This is a genomic window from Sedimentitalea nanhaiensis DSM 24252 (assembly GCF_000473225.1).
Classification (GTDB): Bacteria; Pseudomonadota; Alphaproteobacteria; order Rhodobacterales; family Rhodobacteraceae; genus Sedimentitalea; species Sedimentitalea nanhaiensis.
Genome location: NZ_KI421509.1, coordinates 2,868,771 through 2,889,190 on the forward strand (window position 1 = coordinate 2,868,771; position 20,420 = coordinate 2,889,190).

Annotated in this window: 19 protein-coding genes and 2 tRNA genes; 6 read left to right on the forward strand and 15 right to left on the reverse strand. The window is 57.8% G+C overall.

The window, feature by feature from the left end; all coding sequences use genetic code 11:
• Positions 1 to 2: 2 nt before the first annotated feature.
• The 3 genes from NANH_RS0115915 to NANH_RS0115925 all read left to right on the forward strand — a co-directional run bounded on the left by NANH_RS0115915 (position 3) and on the right by NANH_RS0115925 (position 2,957).
• Entirely contained in the window at positions 3 to 1,421 is a 1,419-nt protein-coding gene (locus NANH_RS0115915; protein ID WP_027262935.1) for a dihydrolipoyl dehydrogenase family protein, read from the forward strand.
• Between the two features lie 16 nt (positions 1,422 to 1,437).
• Entirely contained in the window at positions 1,438 to 2,826 is a 1,389-nt protein-coding gene (locus NANH_RS0115920) for a sensor histidine kinase (RefSeq protein WP_027262936.1), read from the forward strand.
• 54 nt (positions 2,827 to 2,880) lie between these two features.
• Positions 2,881 to 2,957, forward strand: a tRNA-Arg gene (locus tag NANH_RS0115925).
• Positions 2,958 to 3,335: 378 nt separating this feature from the next.
• On the opposite strand, the gene NANH_RS0115935 is transcribed toward NANH_RS0115925, so the two are convergent.
• The 12 genes from NANH_RS0115935 to NANH_RS0115995 form a co-directional block, all read right to left on the reverse strand.
• Positions 3,336 to 3,758 (reverse strand): hypothetical protein, encoded by a 423-nt coding sequence (locus NANH_RS0115935; protein ID WP_211237097.1) that lies wholly within the window; start codon positions 3,756 to 3,758, stop codon positions 3,336 to 3,338.
• 28 nt (positions 3,759 to 3,786) lie between these two features.
• The gene (locus NANH_RS27515; protein WP_139236436.1) at positions 3,787 to 4,341 is read right to left on the reverse strand and encodes a hypothetical protein; all 555 of its coding nucleotides are present in this window, start codon (positions 4,339 to 4,341) and stop codon (positions 3,787 to 3,789) included.
• Between the two features lie 326 nt (positions 4,342 to 4,667).
• Complete coding sequence (locus NANH_RS26420; RefSeq protein ID WP_051372467.1) at positions 4,668 to 6,164, reverse strand: YfjI family protein; 1,497 nt, start codon at positions 6,162 to 6,164, stop codon at positions 4,668 to 4,670.
• Positions 6,161 to 7,045, reverse strand: a complete 885-nt coding sequence (locus tag NANH_RS0115950) for a DUF7146 domain-containing protein (protein ID WP_027262938.1) — start codon at positions 7,043 to 7,045, stop codon at positions 6,161 to 6,163. Before NANH_RS0115950 ends, NANH_RS26420 begins: the two co-directional genes overlap by 4 nt.
• Positions 7,046 to 7,136: 91 nt before the next feature.
• Complete coding sequence (locus NANH_RS0115955; protein ID WP_245601461.1) at positions 7,137 to 7,529, reverse strand: winged helix domain-containing protein; 393 nt, start codon at positions 7,527 to 7,529, stop codon at positions 7,137 to 7,139.
• A 3-nt stretch (positions 7,530 to 7,532) separates the two neighbouring features.
• Positions 7,533 to 7,718 (reverse strand): helix-turn-helix transcriptional regulator, encoded by a 186-nt coding sequence (locus tag NANH_RS28030; protein ID WP_027262940.1) that lies wholly within the window; start codon positions 7,716 to 7,718, stop codon positions 7,533 to 7,535.
• A 31-nt stretch (positions 7,719 to 7,749) separates the two neighbouring features.
• A complete protein-coding gene (locus NANH_RS0115965; RefSeq protein ID WP_027262941.1) occupies positions 7,750 to 8,598 on the reverse strand; it encodes a hypothetical protein in 849 nt (282 codons plus the stop codon).
• A complete protein-coding gene (locus NANH_RS0115970) occupies positions 8,595 to 9,899 on the reverse strand; it encodes a tyrosine-type recombinase/integrase (RefSeq protein WP_027262942.1) in 1,305 nt (434 codons plus the stop codon). The genes NANH_RS0115965 and NANH_RS0115970 overlap by 4 nt, the downstream gene beginning before the upstream one ends.
• A gap of 198 nt (positions 9,900 to 10,097) precedes the next feature.
• The gene (locus NANH_RS26425; RefSeq protein WP_051372469.1) at positions 10,098 to 11,186 is read right to left on the reverse strand and encodes a tyrosine-type recombinase/integrase; all 1,089 of its coding nucleotides are present in this window, start codon (positions 11,184 to 11,186) and stop codon (positions 10,098 to 10,100) included.
• 388 nt (positions 11,187 to 11,574) lie between these two features.
• A complete protein-coding gene (locus tag NANH_RS27520; protein ID WP_051372471.1) occupies positions 11,575 to 13,560 on the reverse strand; it encodes a head maturation protease, ClpP-related in 1,986 nt (661 codons plus the stop codon).
• Complete coding sequence (locus NANH_RS0115990; RefSeq protein WP_027262943.1) at positions 13,560 to 14,162, reverse strand: hypothetical protein; 603 nt, start codon at positions 14,160 to 14,162, stop codon at positions 13,560 to 13,562. The genes NANH_RS27520 and NANH_RS0115990 overlap by 1 nt, the downstream gene beginning before the upstream one ends.
• 198 nt (positions 14,163 to 14,360) lie before the next feature.
• Positions 14,361 to 14,582 carry a hypothetical protein gene (locus NANH_RS0115995; protein ID WP_139236440.1) on the reverse strand — a complete coding sequence of 74 codons (222 nt, stop codon included), beginning with the start codon at positions 14,580 to 14,582 and terminating at the stop codon, positions 14,361 to 14,363.
• A gap of 102 nt (positions 14,583 to 14,684) precedes the next feature.
• Here NANH_RS0115995 and NANH_RS28035 point away from each other — a divergent pair, with 102 nt between their 5' ends.
• Together NANH_RS28035 and NANH_RS0116010 are read left to right on the forward strand one after the other, a co-directional pair.
• On the forward strand, positions 14,685 to 14,909 hold the full coding sequence (locus tag NANH_RS28035) for a helix-turn-helix domain-containing protein (RefSeq protein ID WP_211237098.1): 225 nt from the start codon (positions 14,685 to 14,687) through the stop codon (positions 14,907 to 14,909).
• 1,648 nt (positions 14,910 to 16,557) lie between these two features.
• On the forward strand, positions 16,558 to 17,610 hold the full coding sequence (locus NANH_RS0116010; RefSeq protein ID WP_027262946.1) for a hypothetical protein: 1,053 nt from the start codon (positions 16,558 to 16,560) through the stop codon (positions 17,608 to 17,610).
• Positions 17,611 to 17,968: 358 nt separating this feature from the next.
• Here the strand turns inward: NANH_RS0116010 and NANH_RS26440 are convergent, their stop codons facing one another.
• Together NANH_RS26440 and NANH_RS0116020 are read right to left on the reverse strand one after the other, a co-directional pair.
• Positions 17,969 to 18,916: an AAA family ATPase gene (locus NANH_RS26440; RefSeq protein WP_051372473.1), complete on the reverse strand. Its 948-nt coding sequence runs from the start codon at positions 18,914 to 18,916 to the stop codon at positions 17,969 to 17,971.
• A complete protein-coding gene (locus NANH_RS0116020; protein WP_211237099.1) occupies positions 18,913 to 19,518 on the reverse strand; it encodes a hypothetical protein in 606 nt (201 codons plus the stop codon). Before NANH_RS0116020 ends, NANH_RS26440 begins: the two co-directional genes overlap by 4 nt.
• A gap of 116 nt (positions 19,519 to 19,634) precedes the next feature.
• Between NANH_RS0116020 and NANH_RS27525 the strand changes: the two genes are divergently transcribed.
• Positions 19,635 to 20,195, forward strand: coding sequence for a phage minor head protein (locus NANH_RS27525; protein WP_027262948.1), 561 nt, complete (start codon positions 19,635 to 19,637; stop codon positions 20,193 to 20,195).
• A 127-nt stretch (positions 20,196 to 20,322) separates the two neighbouring features.
• Here the strand turns inward: NANH_RS27525 and NANH_RS0116030 are convergent.
• Positions 20,323 to 20,398, reverse strand: a tRNA-Thr gene (locus tag NANH_RS0116030).
• Between the last annotated feature and the right edge of the window lie 22 nt (positions 20,399 to 20,420).

Consider the following 20,420-nt stretch of genomic DNA (forward strand, 5'->3'; position numbering starts at 1 on the left):
TCATGCCACGCATCAAGACGGACATTCTGGTCATCGGGGCCGGGTCGGGTGGATTGTCGGTGGCGGCCGGGGCCAGCCAGATGGGGGCCAGTGTCGTGCTTCTGGAAGGCCACAAGATGGGGGGCGATTGCCTGAACTATGGCTGCGTGCCGTCAAAGGCGCTGATCGCAGCGGCAGACGCCGCCTGGGATCAGTCGCATACGGCGCAATTCGGCGTTGCCGACCAGATCCCACAGGTGGATTATGGTGCCGCGATGCAACATGTGTCCGACGTCATCGCGCGCATCGCTCCGGTTGACAGTCAGGAACGCTTCGAGGGTCTGGGCGTTCAGGTGATCCGCGCATACGGACGCTTTGTCTCGCCGACCGAGGTTCAGGCCGGCGAGACGGTCATCACCGCGCGCCGCATCGTCATCGCCACCGGCTCGTCGCCGCTGGTGCCGCCGATACCGGGCCTGGATCGGGTGCCGTATCTGACGAACGAAACGCTGTTCGATCTGCGGGATCGCCCCGAGCATCTGCTGATTATCGGCGGCGGTCCGATCGGCATGGAGATGGCGCAGGCCCATGTGCGGCTGGGCTGCAAGGTGACCGTGATCGAAGGGGCCAAGGCTCTCGGCAAAGATGACCCGGAAATGGCCGGTGTTGTGTTGGATGCGCTGCGAGCAGAAGGTGTCGAGATCGCCGAAGACGCGCTGGCAGCGGAAATCCGCGGACAGGCCGGGGCCATCGAAGTCGAAGTCAAGGACGGGCGCCTGTTCAAGGGCAGCCACCTGCTGATGGCCGTGGGGCGCAAGGCCGACACCGACAAGCTGGATCTTGAGGTCGCGGGTATCGAGACGACGAAAACGGGTATCAAGGTCGACGATAGCCTGCGGACCACCAACCGCCGGGCCTATGCGATTGGCGACATAGCGGGCGGTCTGCAATTCACCCATGTGGCGGGCTATCACGCCGGTGTGGTGATCCGCTCGATCCTGTTCGGCTTGCCGTCCAAGGCCAGGACCGGCCATATTCCATGGGCAACTTACACGGATCCGGAGCTGGCGCAGGTCGGGCTGACAGAAGCGCAGGCGCGCGACCAGTACAGAGACCGGGTCGAGGTCGTGCGTTTTGATTATGACGAAAATGACCGCGCTATCGCACAACGCAACACCACCGGATCGATCAAGGTCATGGTGATACGGGGCCGCCCGGTCGGGGCCACCATCGTGGGCGCGCAGGCCGGCGAGCTGATCGGCCTGTGGGCGCTGGCCCTGGCCAACAACCTTAAGATGAGCCAGATCGCGGCCATGGTCGCCCCGTATCCCACGATTGGCGAGATCAACAAACGCGCCGCTGGGGTCTATTTCTCGCCGAGACTGTTTGATAACCCTATGATCAAACAGGTGGTCGGGTTTGTTCAGAAATGGCTGCCCTGACCGGAAAAGGGGCGCCATGCTGAGCACGCTTTCGGGCAGGTTCTTGATCCTCACGATCGTTTTCGTGATGTTGGCCGAGGTGTTGATCTTTGTGCCCTCGGTGGCGCGGTTCCGAGAAGATTATCTTTTGGACCGGCTGGAACGGGCCCAGATCGCGTCGTTGGCGTTGGAAGCTGACAATATGCTGTCCACAGAGCTTGAGGCCGAGCTTTTGGACACGGCAGGCGTGTTCAACGTGGTGTTGCTGCGCGAAGAGATGCGGGAACTTGCGCTGAGCTCGCCAATGCCGCAAAAAACCATCGCGGCCAGCTTTGATTTGCGCGACCCCGGCGGGCTGACCTTGATCCACGATGCGATGATGCGCCTGTTCACCCGCGAAAATCAGGTGGTGCGGGTGATCGGTGCCCCCGTGCGCGATGCGGGCCTTCTCATCGAGGTGACGTTGGAAACCGCGCCGCTGCGCATGGCGATGATCGACTATGGCCTGCGGGTTCTGGCCTTGTCGGCGGCGATCTCCATCTTCACGGCGGTGCTGTTGTTTGCGGCGGTGCGGGTGTTGATGGTGCGCCCGATCAAGGGGGTGATCGGGTATATGCAACGCTATGCGGCCGCGCCAGAGGATGCCCGCGGCATTATCCGCCCACATGCCAAGCTGACCGAACTGCGCGAAGCCGAAGAAGCGCTGATGAAATTGCAGACCGAGCTGACGCATGCGTTGAAACAGAAACAGCGCCTGGCGCAGTTGGGCGCCGCAGTGGGCAAGATCAGCCATGATTTGCGCAACATCCTGACCAGTGCGCAGCTGTTCACCGACCGGATCGAAGCATCGGCCGATCCGCTGGTGCGGCGGCTGGCGCCCAAACTGGTGAATTCGATCACCCGCGCGGTCTCACTCTGTGAAAGCACGCTGGCTTTCGGGCGCGCCGAGGAACCGGCACCGACCCTTGGCATGGTCGCGCTCGCGGATGTGGTCGACGACGTGATTGACAGCGAACGGCTGGCAATCGAACCCGAAACCGTGGCCTGGGTCCGGGACGTGCCACCGCTGCTCTCGGTGCGCGCCGATCCCGAGCAACTGTACCGCATCCTCCAGAATCTGGTGCGCAATGCCCGTCAGGCAATCGCGGCGTCAGGCCGCTCCGGTGAAATCACGGTCAGTGCCTATGAAGACGACGACAACTGGTGGATCAAAGTGGCCGACACCGGGCCGGGTCTTCCACCAAAAGCGCGCGAGCATTTGTTCACCCCCTTCCAGGGTGGCACTCGCAAGGGCGGATCGGGTCTGGGATTGGCGATTGCCATGGAATTGTTGCAGGGCCACGGAGGCAGTCTGGCGCTGGGCAGCACCGGACCCAAAGGGACCACCTTTGTGTTGTGCCTGCCAAAAGGAGATGGGACGATCTAATGCGCTTTTTTGGCTTGCAAACCCCGCCGGCTGTCTCTAAATGCCACTCTCAGTGGACCGATAGCTCAGCTGGATAGAGTACTTGACTACGAATCAAGGGGTCGGGGGTTCGAATCCTCCTCGGTCCGCCATTTACCCTTAATAAGCCATTGCTTTTGCTGAATAAGTGAAAAGTACATCCCCCGCCTTGTCCCCCACCTTGCAGCGGATTAGCGCGGAATATGCCGGAACAAGGCAACGCACCAATCTGACGAATTCAATCGTCGGCTAGCTTGTGCGCCGTTTCCCGGCTTTCACGACAAAGGGTGTTCACCAGCGCGCGAAGGCTCAAAGATTCGCGACTGCGTTCGCCATGCTGATAATTCGGATGCGCCTTGCCGGGTTTCGCACCGCCCCGTGCTCCATGCATTCGACAAACTGCCCAACCCCGCACCGCCGGACTCTTGCAGGTCAAGCCCGTGCGTTTTGACTTCGCGGAGCAACGAGGGGCGTCGTGCATAGCCAACCATCTAGCCATCGACTTTAGCCTGCACTGCGTCGCGGATCTTTTTGAGTGCGCGTATTTGCTTTTCTTCCCGCCGCCTGAACACGCTTCTAAACCAGTATTGCGTGAAGACTATGCTGTCGGCAGTCTGTTCAAGCAGGCGACCGAAAATCTCCCCCCGCGCCATGAAGTACGAGGCGGGGACGTGTATCCCCCCGCCCTGCGCCGCCTTTTTTCTGTCACTGTCCCGATATTCCTTTAGAAACTCACAAAGCCGAACGTCCTTATGGAGAACAGTATGTGCCGCCAAGAGATCCGATAGCGCACCCACTAGGCCATCGATTTCTGATTGTTGATTGCGTACCTTTGTTTCCAATTCTGTCAATCTCTCTTCGTTCGAGTGCTCCATTTCGTGGGAACCTCCATTCATCCGAGTTGCTTTGCTCATACAATTAGCAAAGTGCATGGGGTAAGCGTCACTTTTCTTCGCGGTCCCGCCCCCCGGTTTCTACGCTTCCAACAATCGCCTGTCCGCCGTCCTGCACGGTCACTCGCTCAACGCGAATCGTCTGCTGCCCTTTTGAGCGATACTGTCTCAGCGCTACCATTTGCGCCGCGAAGGTTCGTCCCAGCTTGTTCAGCGCCCGTTCCGCCGAATCCTGTTGCGGGATGTTCTCAACATGATTGAGCCGCCGTGCCATCATCATCATCGCTTGATGCGTTGCAGCCATTTGCGTCAGCAACAAAGCATCGGCTGCATTCTTTGGCCGCATAGCGTCCACGAAGCCCAGCGTGAAGTTTGCAGCCCGTTCGTCCACCCGATTGCCATAAGAACCCAGTGCTGCAATCTGCACCACCAAGCCGCTGGAAACATCCGAATTTGAGATTGCTGACTTAATGCGCTCAAAATCGCCGGACAGTTCAGCATTCAAGGTTCCATCATCATTCCATAGCATTTCCATGCTTGGCGGCTTGCGTGTCGTTTCAGTCAGTGCGTTTTCGCCCTCATGAGTGCTGTTCTGATTGGTCATGTTGCTTCCCTTCGTTTCGTTCGCACCGTTGCTTGATGCCATTCCACATCCGCCCATCTGGCCCGTGACGTTCCCACTCGGTCAACTTGCGCCAGTCTGCCAGTGACACGACACGGCCCGTCCATGTGAGCGGGTGCCCTGCGGCAGACACGTCATGCCGGAACACATCGATTTCGCGTTTCTGCGCCGGGGGCGTTGCGACACCTGCGATACCTGCGACATTGCGGGGCGTTCGTTGGGCCTGTGTCACAGATGTCGCGATTGTCGCAGAGGGCTGGGTGTCATTATCACGGCCCGCTCCGAGTTCCGATAAAGCGGCGTTTGCGTCAAACCACATCGCTGCTGCTCCGCACGATATGCCACGCCTCGGCCCTTGCCGCCCCTCGCACCACTGCGCCCGCGTCAAGTCTCACAAGCCAACCGTGCTTCTCGAGGATGCGCAGCGCAGCCCGTGCTTTTGGACTTTCTCGCAACGGGTTCGGCCCGCGCCGTACCACGTCGCGCGCCATCACGTCAGGATGCGGCCAGATTTCCAGCAGCCATTTGCGCAGGGCTTCGGCCTTGTCGATTTCCACCGATACGGTTGCAGCACTAGCAAGCCGTGAAGCTTCGGTCAGATAGAATTGTGCCAGTGTTATCGCGTCAACCATCACATCGGCTTTCACGGCCTGCGCGTCCAGATCCGCCCATAGCGTCAGCACGCCTGCGATGCGTGCAGCCTGTTCCGCCGCCTTTGATGCCGTGCCGGTGATATGGGCAAGGTTGCCGCCGGGGGCTTGTGCGGCTTCGATTGCATCGGCAAAGCTCGCCAGAAGCGCGCGAGCGTCCGGGGTAAGGCCAAGGATGCGCGGCTGCAGTTCGCGGGTTTCTTCGTCCATCGGCAGGGGGGTGTCGAGTATAGCGCGCAGCCGTTCGGCAAAAGCAACTAATGCCACATCATCGCGCCGTGCGTTTGCCTGCATCCTTGTCCCGATTGCGCTGGGCGGTTCGCACATCAGGAAGCGGGGCAGAAAGCCCGTATCCGCTGCAAGCGGGTCGGCCATGAAGGCCCGCGCCACAGTCGGCTGTACCATCAGATGCACCGCCAACCGTCGCCCGTAAAGTGTTGCGTGCCCGTCGCCTGCACGGGTCCGTCGGATCGGGTTGCCTTGCCAAAGGTCATTGAGCGCGGCCAGCGTTTTTTGTCGGTTGTCGCTGTTCATCGCGTGCCCGCCAAGGAATTGCCCCCCTTCATCCGAGAAAAGGCCAAGGCTGGGTTGGCCGGTTGCGAATAGCTTGGTCAGCCCTTCAAAGGTCGGTTCGGACACGGTGCGGTCAGCCGATGGGGGCGCGCCTGGTTCCGGCCCCAAGGCTTCGAGGTCGGCCTGTGCAGCGGTGCGCTTCTCGCCTTTGCTCTTTTTGGCTTCGGCCAGGATGCGGTCGCGCTCCCCTTTCCAAAGCGCCTGCGCATCGGCCCAGATTTGCATTTCGTCGCGCTGAGCCTTTGCCTGTTCGCGTTCATGGTCCCGCAGTGCGGCCATCAGGGGCGCATCGCAGGCTGATTTGCGTTCGCCGCTAAGGGCCATTGTCAGGGCGTACAGCGATACGGGGCGCAGCCCACCCAGCGTGCCCACATCAGCAAAGCCCTGCACCGCTAGCGATGCCACCGACAGCGCCGATTGCGCCGGGATTGCCACTGGGGCTTGCGTGATGCCTTGCACAGCTTCAACAGCGGCGCGCAGCGGCCCGAGCGCGTGAACAGGATAGGCTGTGCCGGGTGCAATATCGCGCACCAGCGGTTGCGGCCCTTCGGGGCAATATTGGACAGCGTGGGGCGCGTTCATGCGGATTCCCCTTTCATGTTGAGAATGTCGTTCCAGTCGCGACCATCGGGGGCAGGCAAAAGCGATACCTGCCAGCGCAGTGCGTGAGCGCGTGCGGCCAGCGCGTTTGCAGCTTCACGGCCTGCCGTGTCGCCATCGGGCGCAATTGTCAGCCGTCCCGGCACGTCCGGCAAGCGCAGGCTTCGGATGCCGGATGTGGACAATGCGGCCCAGACCGTCGAAGCTGTGCGCAGAAGCCCGGAGGCTAACGACAGCGCCGTTTCGATGCCCTCAGCCACCACCAGCGGCCCCGGTCCATAGGTGAGCCGCACTGCGCCACCAGAAGTCGCCCCCAGCATTAACTTCGCCGGGTCAATGTCGCCCTTGCCCGTGCCATCGGGGCGCAGGTAGGTGCGATGCACGGCCATGCCGTCGCCGCCTTCCACCAGCGCCACCAGTGCGGCATACCGCTTTGCGGTCGGTCCGTGCCAGCACGCGGGATGAAAGCGCAGTGTGTCCGGGAGGGGGCAGGCAATGGCCCGCCGCCGAAGATAGGCTTCAGCCACCGTGCCCGCGATGGGCTGGGCGTCCTGCCAGACCTGCACAGCTTGTGCCTCCCGCTTGTTCGCTACGGCCCGCTGTTCGGCTTCGCGCTGGGCATGCATTGCCGCGTCGGGGGGCGTGTAATCCCCCGCGCGCACGCCTGCCGCCGTCAATATGTCGAGAAAGGCGCAAGCCGATTTCTTGCAGTCCAGCACCAGCCGCCCGTTGCGACCATCGGCCAGGGTCAGCGCGTTCTGGCGTTTGCTCTGCTGGGGTTGGCAAACGGGGCAGGGTGCCGCCCCGTAACACCGATACCACCTGCCGCCAAGCGCGCGCGTCAGGTCGCGTGCATCACTCATATGCCTGCCCCCCAGATCAGCACCGCAAGAGCGTGCGCCTGTGCCTCGGTCAGACCGTGAAGGCGACGCAGGTAGAGGATTTGCAATCGGGTCATTCCGCACCCCCTTTCCAGTCCGGGGATACGCCAGAGCGCAGCACATAGCGCGCATGATGCCCCGAGAATTCGCCGCCATGCAGTTCGGTGATGGTTTCAATCCGCACCCCAAGTTCGCGCAAGTTGAACACATACGCGCTCCAACGGGGGGCGGGGTTCTTGAAGGGTGTGCAGCCCTGCGCCCCGGCTTTTCGTAACTGTTCTAGCGCCCAGCGGTCGCGGCCCGTGACCACGATGCGGAAAGGGTCGCCATTGCCGGACGTGATTCGATAGGGCGTGCCCCCGCGCGATTTCCGTGCTATGTTTCGGGTGCCGTCCGCTGTCGCATGGATTGGCGTCCCGGCCCCGGTTGCGCCCGCCAGCGCACCGGGGTTTCGCTTTGCAGCCATTGTTTATACGGCCTTCGTTTCGCGCGCTTCGAGCCACGCAACCACGTCGCTAGCACGCCAAGCCACAATTCGCGCACCCAGCTTAACGGGTTGCGGGAATTCCCCGCGTTTCATCCAGTCGTATATTGTTGAGCGAGACAGCCCCGTGCGAGCTTCCACGTCCGGGCGGCGTAACAGTATTTCAGCCATATCGGTTCCTTTTGGGTCCGGTTGAGTATGGCTAGGAGATTGGACGTATGCTTCCCTGTCGAACAGTGAACCAAAACACGGCGGTTTCCTTCACCGTGTCAGTGACTTGTTCCTGTTGGCTTTCCGGTTTTGTGCCTTCCAAGGCGTCAGGCCAACCAAAACTAAAGGAACCATAGGACGCTGGCGGATCGTCAAGTGCATTTAGTCCCAAGGCTTCACGCACGGACTGTTCACTGATTTCATAAGTGGCTTCCGAAGCCGACTTCGCCAGCCTTTCGAGCGTCGAAAATGTCGCCTGATACTCAGTGCCTCGAAGGCAAATTTCCGCGATTTCGACCGCATCTTGCAAGTTGCTTCCAAGTGGTCGCGGTCCGTGTGCTTCAAAGAATCTCTTCACTTCATTCGGTAAAGCCAGTGCGTGAAACCACTCCGCTTCGGGCGGGAATTTCTGCGCATTCCTGATGCCTCGAATCACCTCTCTTTGTTTTTCATGCTTCAAAGCTTGGCGCGCCCGTGAGAGAGGGTTGTTACTTCGTCCAGGCTTGCCGGGCGCGCCATCCATGATGGTCCCTAGGATGAACTTCTCCATTCCGGACAATATCCAATCTGGCGTAGGTAAGTTGTCTGATCGGCAAATGTGTAGAGCATCTAAAAGAGCTATCACGTTGCCAGCCTCAAATCTGTCGAATGCGTCTTTCAGTTCTTGGACAATATTTGGCGGGTTCGAGTAATCCAAAGGCATATCTTCAGATGTGCCATCCGGCTTGCCCTGTGAAGCACACTGTTCTGACCATAGCCTAAAAAACCATCCATCTTTGGCGTCTGCTTCTACCTGCACCGATAAAAGGTCATCTGGGTGAGGAACATGGTCGTCGCTCATGCCAGCCTCATCGTGTTGACGGCCAGGAACGAGTCATTTCGAAGAAATGCGCCCCAATCGGCCATCATCGCCCGGCGTCGTTCCAGCATATCACTGCGTTGATAGGCGCGCTCCACGTCCGAGCCGATGAAATGCGCCAAAGCGATTTCGGCCATATCGCGCTGGTATCCCCGTTCCGCTGCCCACTGCCGAAAGGTCGAGCGCAGACCGTGCGGTACGGCGGGGCGTTTGCTACGCGGGTCCAGAAAGCCCGCGCGGCCCGCTTTGATTTCGCTTTCCTGCATCCGCCGCATAACGGCTGAAATGGACATATCCGATAGCATCCCGCCGCGCGGTGCGAAAAACACGAAAGGTGATCCGTCCATCCGGGGCAGACTTTTGAGAATAGCCACCACCTCGGGTGTGAGCGCGACGCGGTGTTCTCGGCCCCCTTTCATGCGTGAAGCTGGAATGGTCCATGTCGCAGACGTCGCAAGTGTCGCAACAGGTGCCGTGCCGTTTGTGTCCTTTTCACCAAAGTCGATTTCATCCCATGTCATACCCCGGACTTCTCCCGAGCGCGCAGCGGTCAGGGTCAAAAATTGCAGTGCTTTTGCTGCTATTCCATCGCGGCCTTCTAGCGCTGCCCACCAGCCCGCAACGTCGCCCAGCGCCAACGCGGGGTGATTATCGCCTTTCCCAACCTTGGAAGGTTTCGGCAGGATTTCTGACAGATTGCCTTTCCATCGCGCAGGATTGTCGCCCTTCCGGTGCCCTGCCACTGCCGCCCATGACAATAAGTTTTCGATGCGTCCGCGCAGGCGCTTCGCGGTTTCGGTCTTGGTTTGCCAGATAGGTTCCAGCACGCGAAGCACATCCTGCACTGAGATTTCGGAGACCCGCTTTGGTCCCAGCACCGGGCTTGCGTAGGTGGTCAATGTCGAGCGCCATTGCTTGCGGTGCTTTTCGTTTCTGAATTCGTCCAGCTTTACCGCCAGATAGGTTTCAACGGCTGCGTCAAAAGTCAGCACCGCCGCCGCTTGGCGTCGTTCTGCCAAGGGGTCGCCGCCCAACATCGCCTTGCCCCGGTTTTCGAGTGCCATCTTTCGTGCCATCGCCAGCGACACAGCCGGGGGGCTACCTAGTCCGAGCTCGCTACGCTTGCCACGAATGGTGATGCGCTGCACCCATTGCTTGCCACCGTTCGCACGCACGCGAAGAAACAGCCCGTGTCCGTCAAAGTGCTTTCCCGGTTCCGTCACCGTTTCCACAAAGCGTGCGGTTAGCGAGTTTTGAGGTTTTCTAACTCCAACATCCGGCATAATGTATCCCCCATTATATCCCCCACTTTGTAGCGGAATGCCCCGGAATGTGCCGGATAAATCTGGACAATGGAAGTAAAAATATCCCTTATTTTAAAGGCATATTTTGAGTTTCATGGATAGTGCCGGAATTTCTTATGGCGGTTCCTCGGTCCGCCACTTCACGCCCCTTGTCTTTGATTTCATTATATTTTTCATTCATTTTGTCGAACCATCTTCTTTGGGTTCGTCAACATTTGAACCTATTTCGTTCTGTCGCAGCTTGGCAAAACCCTGATCCGCCATAAGGCCACGCCGTGCCTTTCCCGCGTAAATCTGGACCATCTGCGGCGATGTGTGACCCGTCCACGCCATGATTTCCCGCTCTGATGCCCCTGCCTCCGCCAATCGTGTGGCGCAAGCTTTCCGCAGCCCGTGAGACGTGCAGTCGGGCAGCTTGGCGGCGTTGCACCATTTGCGCATGGCGTTGCCCAAGCCGTTTGCCGAACGTGAGCGCCCGCCTGACGTCTCAAGGAACGTCATTTGTGATTTGGGCAGGGCGTCTAGCACCCTTTGAAGGTCTGGATGGACCGGAATATCCACGACCACCTCAGAAAATCGCTCAGTTTTTTGTCGACGATATTGGAGGCGGGAGCCGCTCACATTCTGCCAACCGAGCCGAACCGCATCAACGCGAGAGCAAGCGGTGTAGAGCATAAGCGTCACGGCTGTATGAGCCGTTGAGCCGATCTCATGGTGGGCGAAAAAGGCACTAAGCTCATCATCCGTCCAAGTGTGAAACCCCTGCGATCCGGTGCGCATTTTCTTGATCGCCGCCGTTGGATTGTCAGCCCGCCAACCGATTTCAACGGCATGGTTGAGCAACATCCGCAGCATTCTCAGGCGATTGTTCCGGGCCGATGGGCGATCCACCAGCGGTTCAAGGAGCTTCACGACATGGGCGCGCTTCATTTGCTCAACCAGCCGGTGCCCGTGCTCATCACGTAGACGCTCGATCTCGCGCCGGTAAGTCGCCTTGGTGCTGTCACTCAGCGACACAAACTCGGGGCTCTTGTAGTAGGAGACAACGAGGGCATTGATCGTGCCCCGCTTTGTGGCCGCTGCGCCAATTTCCTGCGATCTGTAGCCCCTGATAGCGCGCTCGTAGTTGCGGCGGAATTCATCGGAACCGTATTCGCCGTGGATTTCGGTTGAAAAGCCCTTCTGGCGGAACCGGTAGCGGCGTTTCTGGTGGCGATCAAAATACGCGGTCACGCCGGGAAACTCGCGCTTGATCCGGCGGGCCATCAGAGATCGCCCCAAGTATCGTCCTCATCCTGCGAGGGCAGCGCCGCTGCGAGGTGTAGAGCTCATTGACCAACCACAGGCGGCGAGAGCCGACGCAACGGGGCCTTGGCATAGCGCCCGACAGGACCAGCTCAGAGAACTTGCCGGGTGACAGGTTCAGCATCGCGGCGGCGCTGGATTTGCTCACGCAAATCGCGGGCGCATTCGGTGGAAATGGAGAGTTTGACATATTCGTATCCCGGTGAAGTCGCCCGGTGAGGTAAGGTTGGACCTCACCGGGTCTTTGAGGGATGCTCGATCTGCGACACCAAGCATCCCGGTACGTGCAACAGGAGAAGGTTGAAAAACCTGTCACACGATCTCAGCGGCGATAAGCCGAACCCTCAGCCTATGCCGAAGGGCTCATGTACCAGCCGCGATGATCCGTGAAGCCCGCACCGAAATCCATGCGGACCTTGTACTCGATACCGTCAACCTCAAAGCCCTCACGCGTGAAAAGCTGCGGCCCGGTTGCGCCATCAAGATAGGCGTGCTGCAAGCTGTCAGGCGCGCCCGGAGCGGCGCAGAGATACCACGCCGATGCGCTGGTGAAGCGAGGCTCGACAAGCAGTTTCAGCTTGCCTGCAAACGGGTTTGCGCTTGCCGCGATCTCGGTCAGGACTTGCTCGGCGAGGGTTTCCAGCTCGGGCGGGACCACAAGGAAGGCCGGGACCACATTGATCGCCTCGCCCGCAATGCCCGTCTGGCGGCGCATGGCGACCCGTGCCGCGCCCAAACTTGTCACCGACAACGCCGATGCCGAAGGGGCGAGGTTTCCATGCGCGGTGTGGAAAAGCGTTTTTCCATCCGAGAGCTTGGGACCAAGCCCGGCGTTTTCTTCCAGCAATCTGGCAAACAGCTTGGCCTCAGTGCCAGCCGCGCCCTGACCCAGCAAGGGGAACATGTTCGAGAATACGTCGAGATCGTCATTGACGATAGCTTGGCGGGTGATGCCGAAGATTTTGCCATATGTTTTGACCGCGAAGGTTTCCGCGCCTTCCTCAATGGTCCCGGACTTGAATTCGCCTTGTTCATTGACTTCCTCAAGATCGGACCCCGCCGACACCTTGACCGAGTGCAGCCCCCGAAAGTTGGATGCCGCGATTTCCCGGCTGGTCTGCTTGATAGCCGATTGCGCCGCCTCATAGGCATGCGACAGAGACATATTGCCCACATCGCGCAGGATGTTGGGAAAATCGCTAGTGCCGTGCAGCGCCATTTCCACCCGAGAGGCGACGGAGGCCATCGCGGTGCTTTTGCCGCACTGCTGCAGGCAAATGTCAGCGACCTCGGAGAGCGATGCGCCCGCATATTCGCGGCCCATTGTCGGCTTGTGGTTCCGGTTTACACGCGAATAGATGCCATCGACAATCTTGCTGGTGAGCCCGTCGCCACCATCCCAAGAGTGGCCAACCGAATTGCGGCCACCCTCGCTGTCGTAAAGGTATGCCTTGCTCGGGGGCGCGTTCTGCGCAGCAACCTCATTCATGACAAAAGTGCGTGCGGCATCTAACGTAACGCCCTCGCTGATCCAGCCATCAAGCCGGGAAAGAGCGTCTACCCGCTGTCCGAATTCACTCGTAGCCAACTGAGTCAAGCCCTTGACCCGCTCCAATTCCTTGCGTGGATCGCTGCGGTCTGCCGCAGCCATCACCGGCGCGAGGCTATCAGGCAGAGCGACTGGGGCCGCAGCTGTTTTGGTTTGTGCTGTTGATTGCTTTGCCATTTTGGCACCCTTTGTAAAATCGTTAATCCAATGGTTGTGAACCGACATTTGGATCAGGTTTGTGGGAGAGTGGGCATACGCCCGGTAATCAAATTCCGCCGGTGACGCAGGCTCACCATCAGAGACAGCGACGTCCGCGAAACCAGCCGACACGGCCTCATCTGGCGTGAACCAGCTTTCAGCCGACATGATCTGACGGATTTCGCTGATCGGCTTACTTGACCGCTGAGCGTAGATATGGGCAACGGCCTCGGAGATTTTGTCCAGGCTAGCCGCTACCCGGCGGTGTTCCTCGCTTGTGCCGCGATAGCTGGTCATATCCTGCGAGGGATCGTGGATCATCAGGATTGACCCCGCAGACATTTCGATCCGATCACCGGCCATCATGATCACAGAGGCGGCGCTTGCGGCGATGCCCTGAACTACAATAGTGACGTGCCCCTTGTAGTCAGCCAGAACCGAGTGGATCGCCGCCCCGTCAAAGGCGATGCCGCCGCCAGAGTTCAACCGGATACGGACAGGACCGGACCCATAAGCAAGAGCCTCCGACACGGTTTCAGCATCAAAGTCGATGCCGACAACGCCAGAAAGGGTGAATTCACGCGCCATCACAGAAAACGAGACCGCGCGTCGAAAGGCCCCTTGTCGTGGGCCTCAATCATGCCAAGGGCAGCGGCCTTGCCGCGAACCTCGCGGACCGCTTTCGAAAAGTTGTAGAGGTGAAGCGACATGGTTTCGCGCTCATCCTCACTACGGCTGGCATTCGTCAATGCGATGAACTGATCAATATCGGCCCGCGTGCCTGCCCAATACTCAACCTCGAAATATTCGCCTTTCGTGTAACCAACGCGTGGGTCTGAGAAATAATTTCCGGTAAACACCTCACGGGCGATCCACAAATCATCGCCGTCATGATCTAAGAAATTGGGCGTCTTGTAGTCGTCCCTCGAAATGCCGCGAGGAGTAGCCCCAAATCGCCGGACTGCGCGAGCGAATACCTGTGCCTCCTTGCCGACCATGCCGGAGCGCGTCAGGTCCAAATAGACCTTGAACAGCACCGCGTGCAAAAGGGTGTAAGGCCCGTATTGGGCGAAATCACCCACCATACCATCGGCGGCAGACGAGTAGCTACCTATCGGTTTGAACGGCAGCACCTCACGGCGTTTCGCACCGTCAAAGTCACTCTTGCCGCCCCCGGCCAGTTCAATCATTCGTCCAAGTTTCATCTTTTTGCTTTCATCTAGCTGTCAATAACTGCTATATAGGCAAACTCTGTCTGCATATCAAGGAAAAGCAGACAGAGTCTGCAAAGCTCCCGTTCAGGGCTCAAATAGAACACCATAGCAGCCCTCCTATCAGGGAAGATCGCGGCGCATCCCCGACCCGGCATGCGCCACCCACGCCGCAGACTATACAGCATTCATCCTGCGAAGCTGCTTAGCCGCGCTCATCGCGTCACATTCCACGACAACCGCCAGCCGCGCGAGGTCACAGGCGACCCTCACCAGAGCATCCCGGCCTTGGTAGGTTACCTCACCATCAGGGGCGAGAAGGGCGAGCTCCAAGACATGCGCCCAAGATTTCAGTTTGATCAGGTTTTCTTCGTATTCAGCCGTTTCAGCAAATTTCATGTCAGCATTCCATATTTGTTGTTTCACACCTTTTAAGGTGATACTGTACAAATTACCATCACACATAGGGGTGATGTCAACACAAATTTGGACAAATGCACAATGAACGCAGAACAGCTTCGAATGGCACGCGCCGCGCTAAAATGGTCGGTGCGCGACCTAGCGGAAAAATCCGGGATCACCGCAAACACGATTTCCCGCATTGAAAATGGCTCAGATACGCGCACCTCGACAGTTGCGTGCCTCAAGCGGACACTTGAAGATGGTGGCGTAGTTTTTATTCCGGAGAACGGTGGCGGCGCAGGAGTTCGCCTTGCACGTTCCTAACACCGGTACGCTGCCGCCTTGCGGGCGGCACCGGCATTCGACAAGAGTGGAATGATCTGGGTGCACGCGCCTCAGCGGCAAGCCGCGCGCGGGAGTTTGAGCGGCTTTAGTCCCAAGGTTGGGATTAGCTGGCCTGATTTGGGATTGGCTTGGGATTAGTGAAATTCAGGATTTAGGGTGAAAATCACCCTATTTCAATGACTTAACCTCGGGCTTGGGATTGGGGGATTGTTGGGAATAGGTTTTGAGGCCTCTCTATGTGGAGCGCCATTATTCTGTCATATTTTTTATTTTTCCCTTACATATAGGGGAAAACTAATCCCATAGTCCCAAATGAGAAAAAAGTGCAGTAAATGGGAATTAAATCAACGGTTTAGGCTTGGGATTAACGATTTTAGCTAATCCCAAGCTAATCCCAAACGGCATCACTAATCCCAACTCAGCACCGCACGCCCCAGTGATCGACCACGAAAAGCAACCCGGCGGCGTATGGGAGGCCGATGCCATGCGTGCCCGCCGCCCTATTTGCCGCAGCCAGCGGCAATTTGGATCGCGTGTGCATTCTGATCGCCACCCCGCCAACCAGATCAACAACAACAACCCAAATCTGTAGGTATTATAATACCCCATATACAGCAATTACATGGGGCGCGAATTACCCGCATGAGCCAAGGGGCCGGGAAGGACCCAAGGCTGTCAAGCCGCCCCTTCGATGAGGTAAAAAATGACCGCGCGCGCCACCCCGCTCCGTCAGCACGCTACGCAAGCCAAACCCAACACTCGACGCCTATCACCAACCGGTTCGCATACCTCCGATCAAAGCGGGACAAAACGATCCTGTCCCACTCTGTCCCACCCTGTCCCGGTGATAGTGGAGTGGGACAGGGGGGGAGGGTACCCCCCTTTAGGGGGGTCCCCCTTGTCCCGGTCTACACCCTGAGACTTTGTGCTTGTCCCGATTTTCAAATGCGACCACGAGCCAGCCGCACCTTATCGTAGGGACCAGAGCAACAGACAAATCGTGCAAGACATTAGTTGATCTCGGCAGCTTGCCCATGCGAAACTCTTATTGTTTGGAGGGTGAATCCGCCGCATGCCGCGATCTATGGGGGCCTGTGCAATAGAATTAGCTCTGAGAGCCGCAGAGAGGACTTACAGAGCGCCTCTAGGCCCCTCCGGCCCCCTTTCCCGCCAAGCCGCATAACCCGCGCTCAGTGACTCGCTTAGCGGCGGACCGCTCTCATGGTCTGTATTGGAAATTTGCGGCTTGCTTGATAGGCCAGCGTCCCACGCTCCAGGAACAGCCCCAAGAGTCACGGAGAGGACTCGCAGAGCCCCCAATGGTGCGGTTGGCACTCTCTTCCCCACCAAAACTCGCATATCACGCTCAGTTGGACGCGTCCTGTCGGGTGGCGGTGGACGCAAACAGCGAACACCGATTGCGCAGACCTTTCACCCTTCGACCTAGCTGTCGCAGACGCTAGTAGCCCAGCGATAAGCGGTATTCTGGGTGGTCTCTGATCGATATCCGATGGGTCTATTTTGATGGGGAAGCTCGACGATGTAGCCTCGACAATCCCGGTTACCGCTCTAACCTGCCATCGCAGATACAAATATCATTTGAATAGTCGGTGGAAAAATCGACCCCATGAGCGAAGAAATCGAAGACACCCCCCCAATTTGGGACGCATTCTGCACAGCGTTGGGCACGGAGCACCGCGGTGCAAAGGAAATCATAGGGGCGAGCGGGCTGGTTCATCCCGTCGAAGCTATCGGAGTTGATGATAAGGGCAAACGTATCGTCCTCGTATCGAGCGAATTCAATCCACGCATTTCAGCGCTTATGAGGGGTGATGTGCAGGCCACGATGCCTAGTATGAGGGTCTTAGTGGCAAGACCTCTTGCGATAGATTTGGCGCACGCAGCACGAAGCATGTTCTTTACCGAAAGTGGAGCTCTGGAATTAGGCAAGCTTCTTCAAGCAGTAGAGCTTTTCCAAGCCGGTGAAGATGGTAAAGATCAACTCACTGAGATGTTAGGCCCAGAAGCGAAAGGACTGCTTACGGGGGTAAAGATGAGTTCCCTGAGAATTAGCACCATTGTCCTAAGTGTGGTCGACCAATTCATTGCATTTGATTGGGGAAAGGTTTCTTCGCCCGTCGACGGCAACTACCTGCAATCTGCGGCTGACGTACTTACGCAATTTTCTCAGGTGGACAATTTGGCTGGCGATAGAGCGCAGGGCATTTGTCCAATTCCGACTTACGAATTAACGGAAGCAGATTGGGAGCTCTTTCACAAAAACAAACAAATCGATGAAATCCAGTCGCGACTAAAGGATCTTGACATCTTTCAGTACTTTTTTCCTCCAACCGACCGTCTCGCGCTTGGTTTAATCGACCGAAACGTATCGTCGGAAGAAGATATCGCAGCCAGCTTCAATTTGGCACAGGTTCAGGGGCATGAGTTGTCGAAGAACACTATCGTTCCTGATGCTGAAAATTTGCGTGAAACCATGGCTCAGCTAAAAATCGAGGGATATGTCATGGAAGGGGAGTTTACAACCGAACTGTCCGAAGGGGGAGAAGCCTTTCGCAAAACGATAAAGGTTCGGCCTAGTGAAGGGCTTATTACCAAGCTGTCCCAAATCGTTTCGGTTAAGATTGATCTAAATCTAAAAGACCTACTGGGCGGAAAGTAGTGTCGACAGCATCGTCTACTTGGCAGCCCCTAGCTTCTAGCACCACGAGGCCCCCTGCACTCACCGCGTTTAGCAGCAACGCCCGATAGTCGGAATGCTTGGGACATGCAGCATTTGGTAAGGAGAGCTTCAGGTAAACAACCAAACTATTGTGTCGACCTGCTGCCCTCCCTTACTGACTGGACCCGGGGGCCAAGATCAGAGCCTATTAGAATTATCGAGCCGCCAAACTAGATCGTCACGAACGCAGATCAATCCGCATTTTTTTCAGGTTTTTAACTTCCCGATTAAAAACCCGCCGGTGGGTTTCGCGCTTTTGCGAGGTGGATAGTTGACCACTGTTAACACAATCTTCCAATCAGTCTTTGTGAGCAATGCATGGCGTGCCGGGATATCTGGGGTCGCGCAAGCATTCACCACGCTCTTGAAGAATTACTTCTAGGACATTGAGAGCGGCAAGAGCCGGGCCGCTGACTCCCAATCGATCACTCTTTGCATCTTTGCTCGGTTCTACAAGGCATGTCGTGACAGGATCACCATCCTGATCGCGGCCAAGCTCAATCTGGCGCAGGGAATAGTTGAACTTATAGCCGGTAGGTCCGTCCCGCTGCTTGGTCACCTCTGCGGTGATCACCCCCAGCTCATCACGGGTCAGCTCGATTTCGGTATCAACCGCAGCCCTCAGGGACGAGTGACCACGGGCACCACGCGCAACATCCTTGCCGGAGTGGTGGATCAGCATGATATTCGATCCGGTTCCCCGACGCAGCACATCGAGATTTCTGACCAGATCAGCAATATCCGGCGCGGTGTTTTCATCGCCATCACCCATCACGCGAGACAAGGTATCAACCACGATGAGATCAAACCGGCCCGTTTGTGATGCCAAGTGCTGCACCATTTCGACCATTGAGGGCGCATCGGATGCTTTGCCCGCGAAGGTCACCGGCGCGGCAATGACCCAAAATTCGGGATCATCCAAAGCGGAAACCCGGTTCGGGAAGGACGACCCGCCCTCCGCCGCGATGTAGAGAACATTGCCCTTGTTGACCCGGCGATTGCCCCATGCTTCGCCCTTGGAAATGTGGTGCGCCAAGTCGAGCGCAAAGAACGATTTACCCACGTTGGACGGGCCAAAGACAACAGTGAGCGTTCCCTTATCCAACCAACCCTTGACGAGATAATCCCGGTCCAAGGACGGCTCAAAATTTCCCGCCCATGTTGCCGCCGCCAGCAATGCCTTGGCTTTCGGCTTCAATAGCGCCGGATCGCTTCGCATCGGTGTCACGTTGTCAAAGTCGCTCATGCCGCCACCTGCCGGAACACGCCGTTCGGGTCCACACGCGACATGAAGGCCCGCTTGTCCTCATTCTCAAATCCATTCCACAACCGGACAAAAAGCTGCTTTCTATCGGCCAGAGGCGCGTTGTCGGTGTGCAGCTTGGTCAGAAAATCGGGATCGTCAAAATCAGGAAGATCGCACTCGATTTCAGGATGCGGATCATCCGCCCGGTTGCGGCGGTATTCCTCGGCGACCTCGGCAAACAGGGACTTGGACCCATAGACTTCGCGGTTGATACTGCTTTCCTCGCGCAGTTTGTCCGCAAGCTCTTGGTCGGCTTCATTCCAGATTTCATTAGCCAATTCCTCAATATCGTATTCGTCGAGCGCGGCGATACACTTCACGACGAACTTGACCGCTTGCGATGTATGCGGAACGTAGTTCGACAGAGGCGCGCTTTGTTGTGATGTTTCAAAGGGGGTTTCGGGGGCGGTTCGACGGGTCAAGCCGTTGGAAACAGGGAGAACACCGCTTCCTCCTCGGTCCGCCACTTCCCTTTTGTCAGGCGACACATAGTTCTTCCATTTGCGACAGAACCTTTCCTTTTTTGTGTCCCTGAACGCCACATCGCACTGCCTTTGGTTTCGATTTTTCTGACTTCCCTTTCGGAAAATCAGGGTTGATTTGCAGATCAGGCGGCGAAGCCGCCTGTTCCTGCTGATCTGCCACGTGGCGAACGCGGATGACCGTCGATGGGCACTTGGCCGCGCTGCAATCGTCCGACACGACCCGCACGGCGCGTCTGGTGCGCTCTGCGGTCACAGCGGGGCAAGGTGTCGGCCAAGTGATAGGCGGCTTGCGGCAAACCGTTTTCCCCCGCACGGCAAAATATGTACTGGGCACCGCGCGGACTATCTACGCCCACGCTCAGGCAACTGTTCTGGACAATGTGGCAAGCGCTGATCTTGATGACCTGCGCGGCTTGCGGTGGACATCGGTTCTGGATGGCAAGACATCCGCGATCTGTCGCGCCCGGTCTGGCGAGGTCTATCAACCCTTCGAAGGGCCACGACCCCCGGCACATTTCAACTGCCGTTCGGTCATGGTGCCCGTATTCGTAAGCGGGGACGATGTGGTCGAACCATCCTATGAGCAATGGTTGCGCCGTCAGCCGCGTGGTTTTGTCGAAGAGGTCATGGGCAAGCGCAAGGCTGACATCTTTCTATCGGGGGACATCAGCCTTGATCGGTTTGTTGATACGAATGGGCGGGAACTGAGGATAGATGAGCTGTTATCGCTTTAAAATCGCTCCAAACTGTAACATTCGATCACGATTCACGAAAAATCTCAAAATTCGACCTTAGGGTCCGAAACTGTAAAACCAAGTCATTTGGTTTTCGCGATAACTATCTGATTTATCTGGATAAAAATGGTGCCCCCACACGGACTCGAACCGCGGACCTACTGATTACAAATCAGTTGCTCTACCAGCTGAGCTATAGGGGCAATCGCTAGGCTGCATTTGCAG

Coding starts and splice junctions, on each gene's coding strand:
- NANH_RS0115915 (WP_027262935.1), top strand. CDS start 3: ATGCCACGCATCAAGACGGACATTCTGGTCATCGGGGCCGGGTCGGGT.
- NANH_RS0115920 (WP_027262936.1), top strand. CDS start 1,438: ATGCTGAGCACGCTTTCGGGCAGGTTCTTGATCCTCACGATCGTTTTC.
- NANH_RS0115935 (WP_211237097.1), bottom strand. CDS start 3,758: ATGAGCAAAGCAACTCGGATGAATGGAGGTTCCCACGAAATGGAGCAC.
- NANH_RS27515 (WP_139236436.1), bottom strand. CDS start 4,341: ATGACCAATCAGAACAGCACTCATGAGGGCGAAAACGCACTGACTGAA.
- NANH_RS26420 (WP_051372467.1), bottom strand. CDS start 6,164: ATGAACGCGCCCCACGCTGTCCAATATTGCCCCGAAGGGCCGCAACCG.
- NANH_RS0115950 (WP_027262938.1), bottom strand. CDS start 7,045: ATGAGTGATGCACGCGACCTGACGCGCGCGCTTGGCGGCAGGTGGTAT.
- NANH_RS0115955 (WP_245601461.1), bottom strand. CDS start 7,529: ATGGCTGCAAAGCGAAACCCCGGTGCGCTGGCGGGCGCAACCGGGGCC.
- NANH_RS28030 (WP_027262940.1), bottom strand. CDS start 7,718: ATGGCTGAAATACTGTTACGCCGCCCGGACGTGGAAGCTCGCACGGGG.
- NANH_RS0115965 (WP_027262941.1), bottom strand. CDS start 8,598: ATGAGCGACGACCATGTTCCTCACCCAGATGACCTTTTATCGGTGCAG.
- NANH_RS0115970 (WP_027262942.1), bottom strand. CDS start 9,899: ATGCCGGATGTTGGAGTTAGAAAACCTCAAAACTCGCTAACCGCACGC.
- NANH_RS26425 (WP_051372469.1), bottom strand. CDS start 11,186: ATGGCCCGCCGGATCAAGCGCGAGTTTCCCGGCGTGACCGCGTATTTT.
- NANH_RS27520 (WP_051372471.1), bottom strand. CDS start 13,560: ATGGCGCGTGAATTCACCCTTTCTGGCGTTGTCGGCATCGACTTTGAT.
- NANH_RS0115990 (WP_027262943.1), bottom strand. CDS start 14,162: ATGATTGAACTGGCCGGGGGCGGCAAGAGTGACTTTGACGGTGCGAAA.
- NANH_RS0115995 (WP_139236440.1), bottom strand. CDS start 14,582: ATGAAATTTGCTGAAACGGCTGAATACGAAGAAAACCTGATCAAACTG.
- NANH_RS28035 (WP_211237098.1), top strand. CDS start 14,685: ATGAACGCAGAACAGCTTCGAATGGCACGCGCCGCGCTAAAATGGTCG.
- NANH_RS0116010 (WP_027262946.1), top strand. CDS start 16,558: ATGAGCGAAGAAATCGAAGACACCCCCCCAATTTGGGACGCATTCTGC.
- NANH_RS26440 (WP_051372473.1), bottom strand. CDS start 18,916: ATGAGCGACTTTGACAACGTGACACCGATGCGAAGCGATCCGGCGCTA.
- NANH_RS27525 (WP_027262948.1), top strand. CDS start 19,635: ATGACCGTCGATGGGCACTTGGCCGCGCTGCAATCGTCCGACACGACC.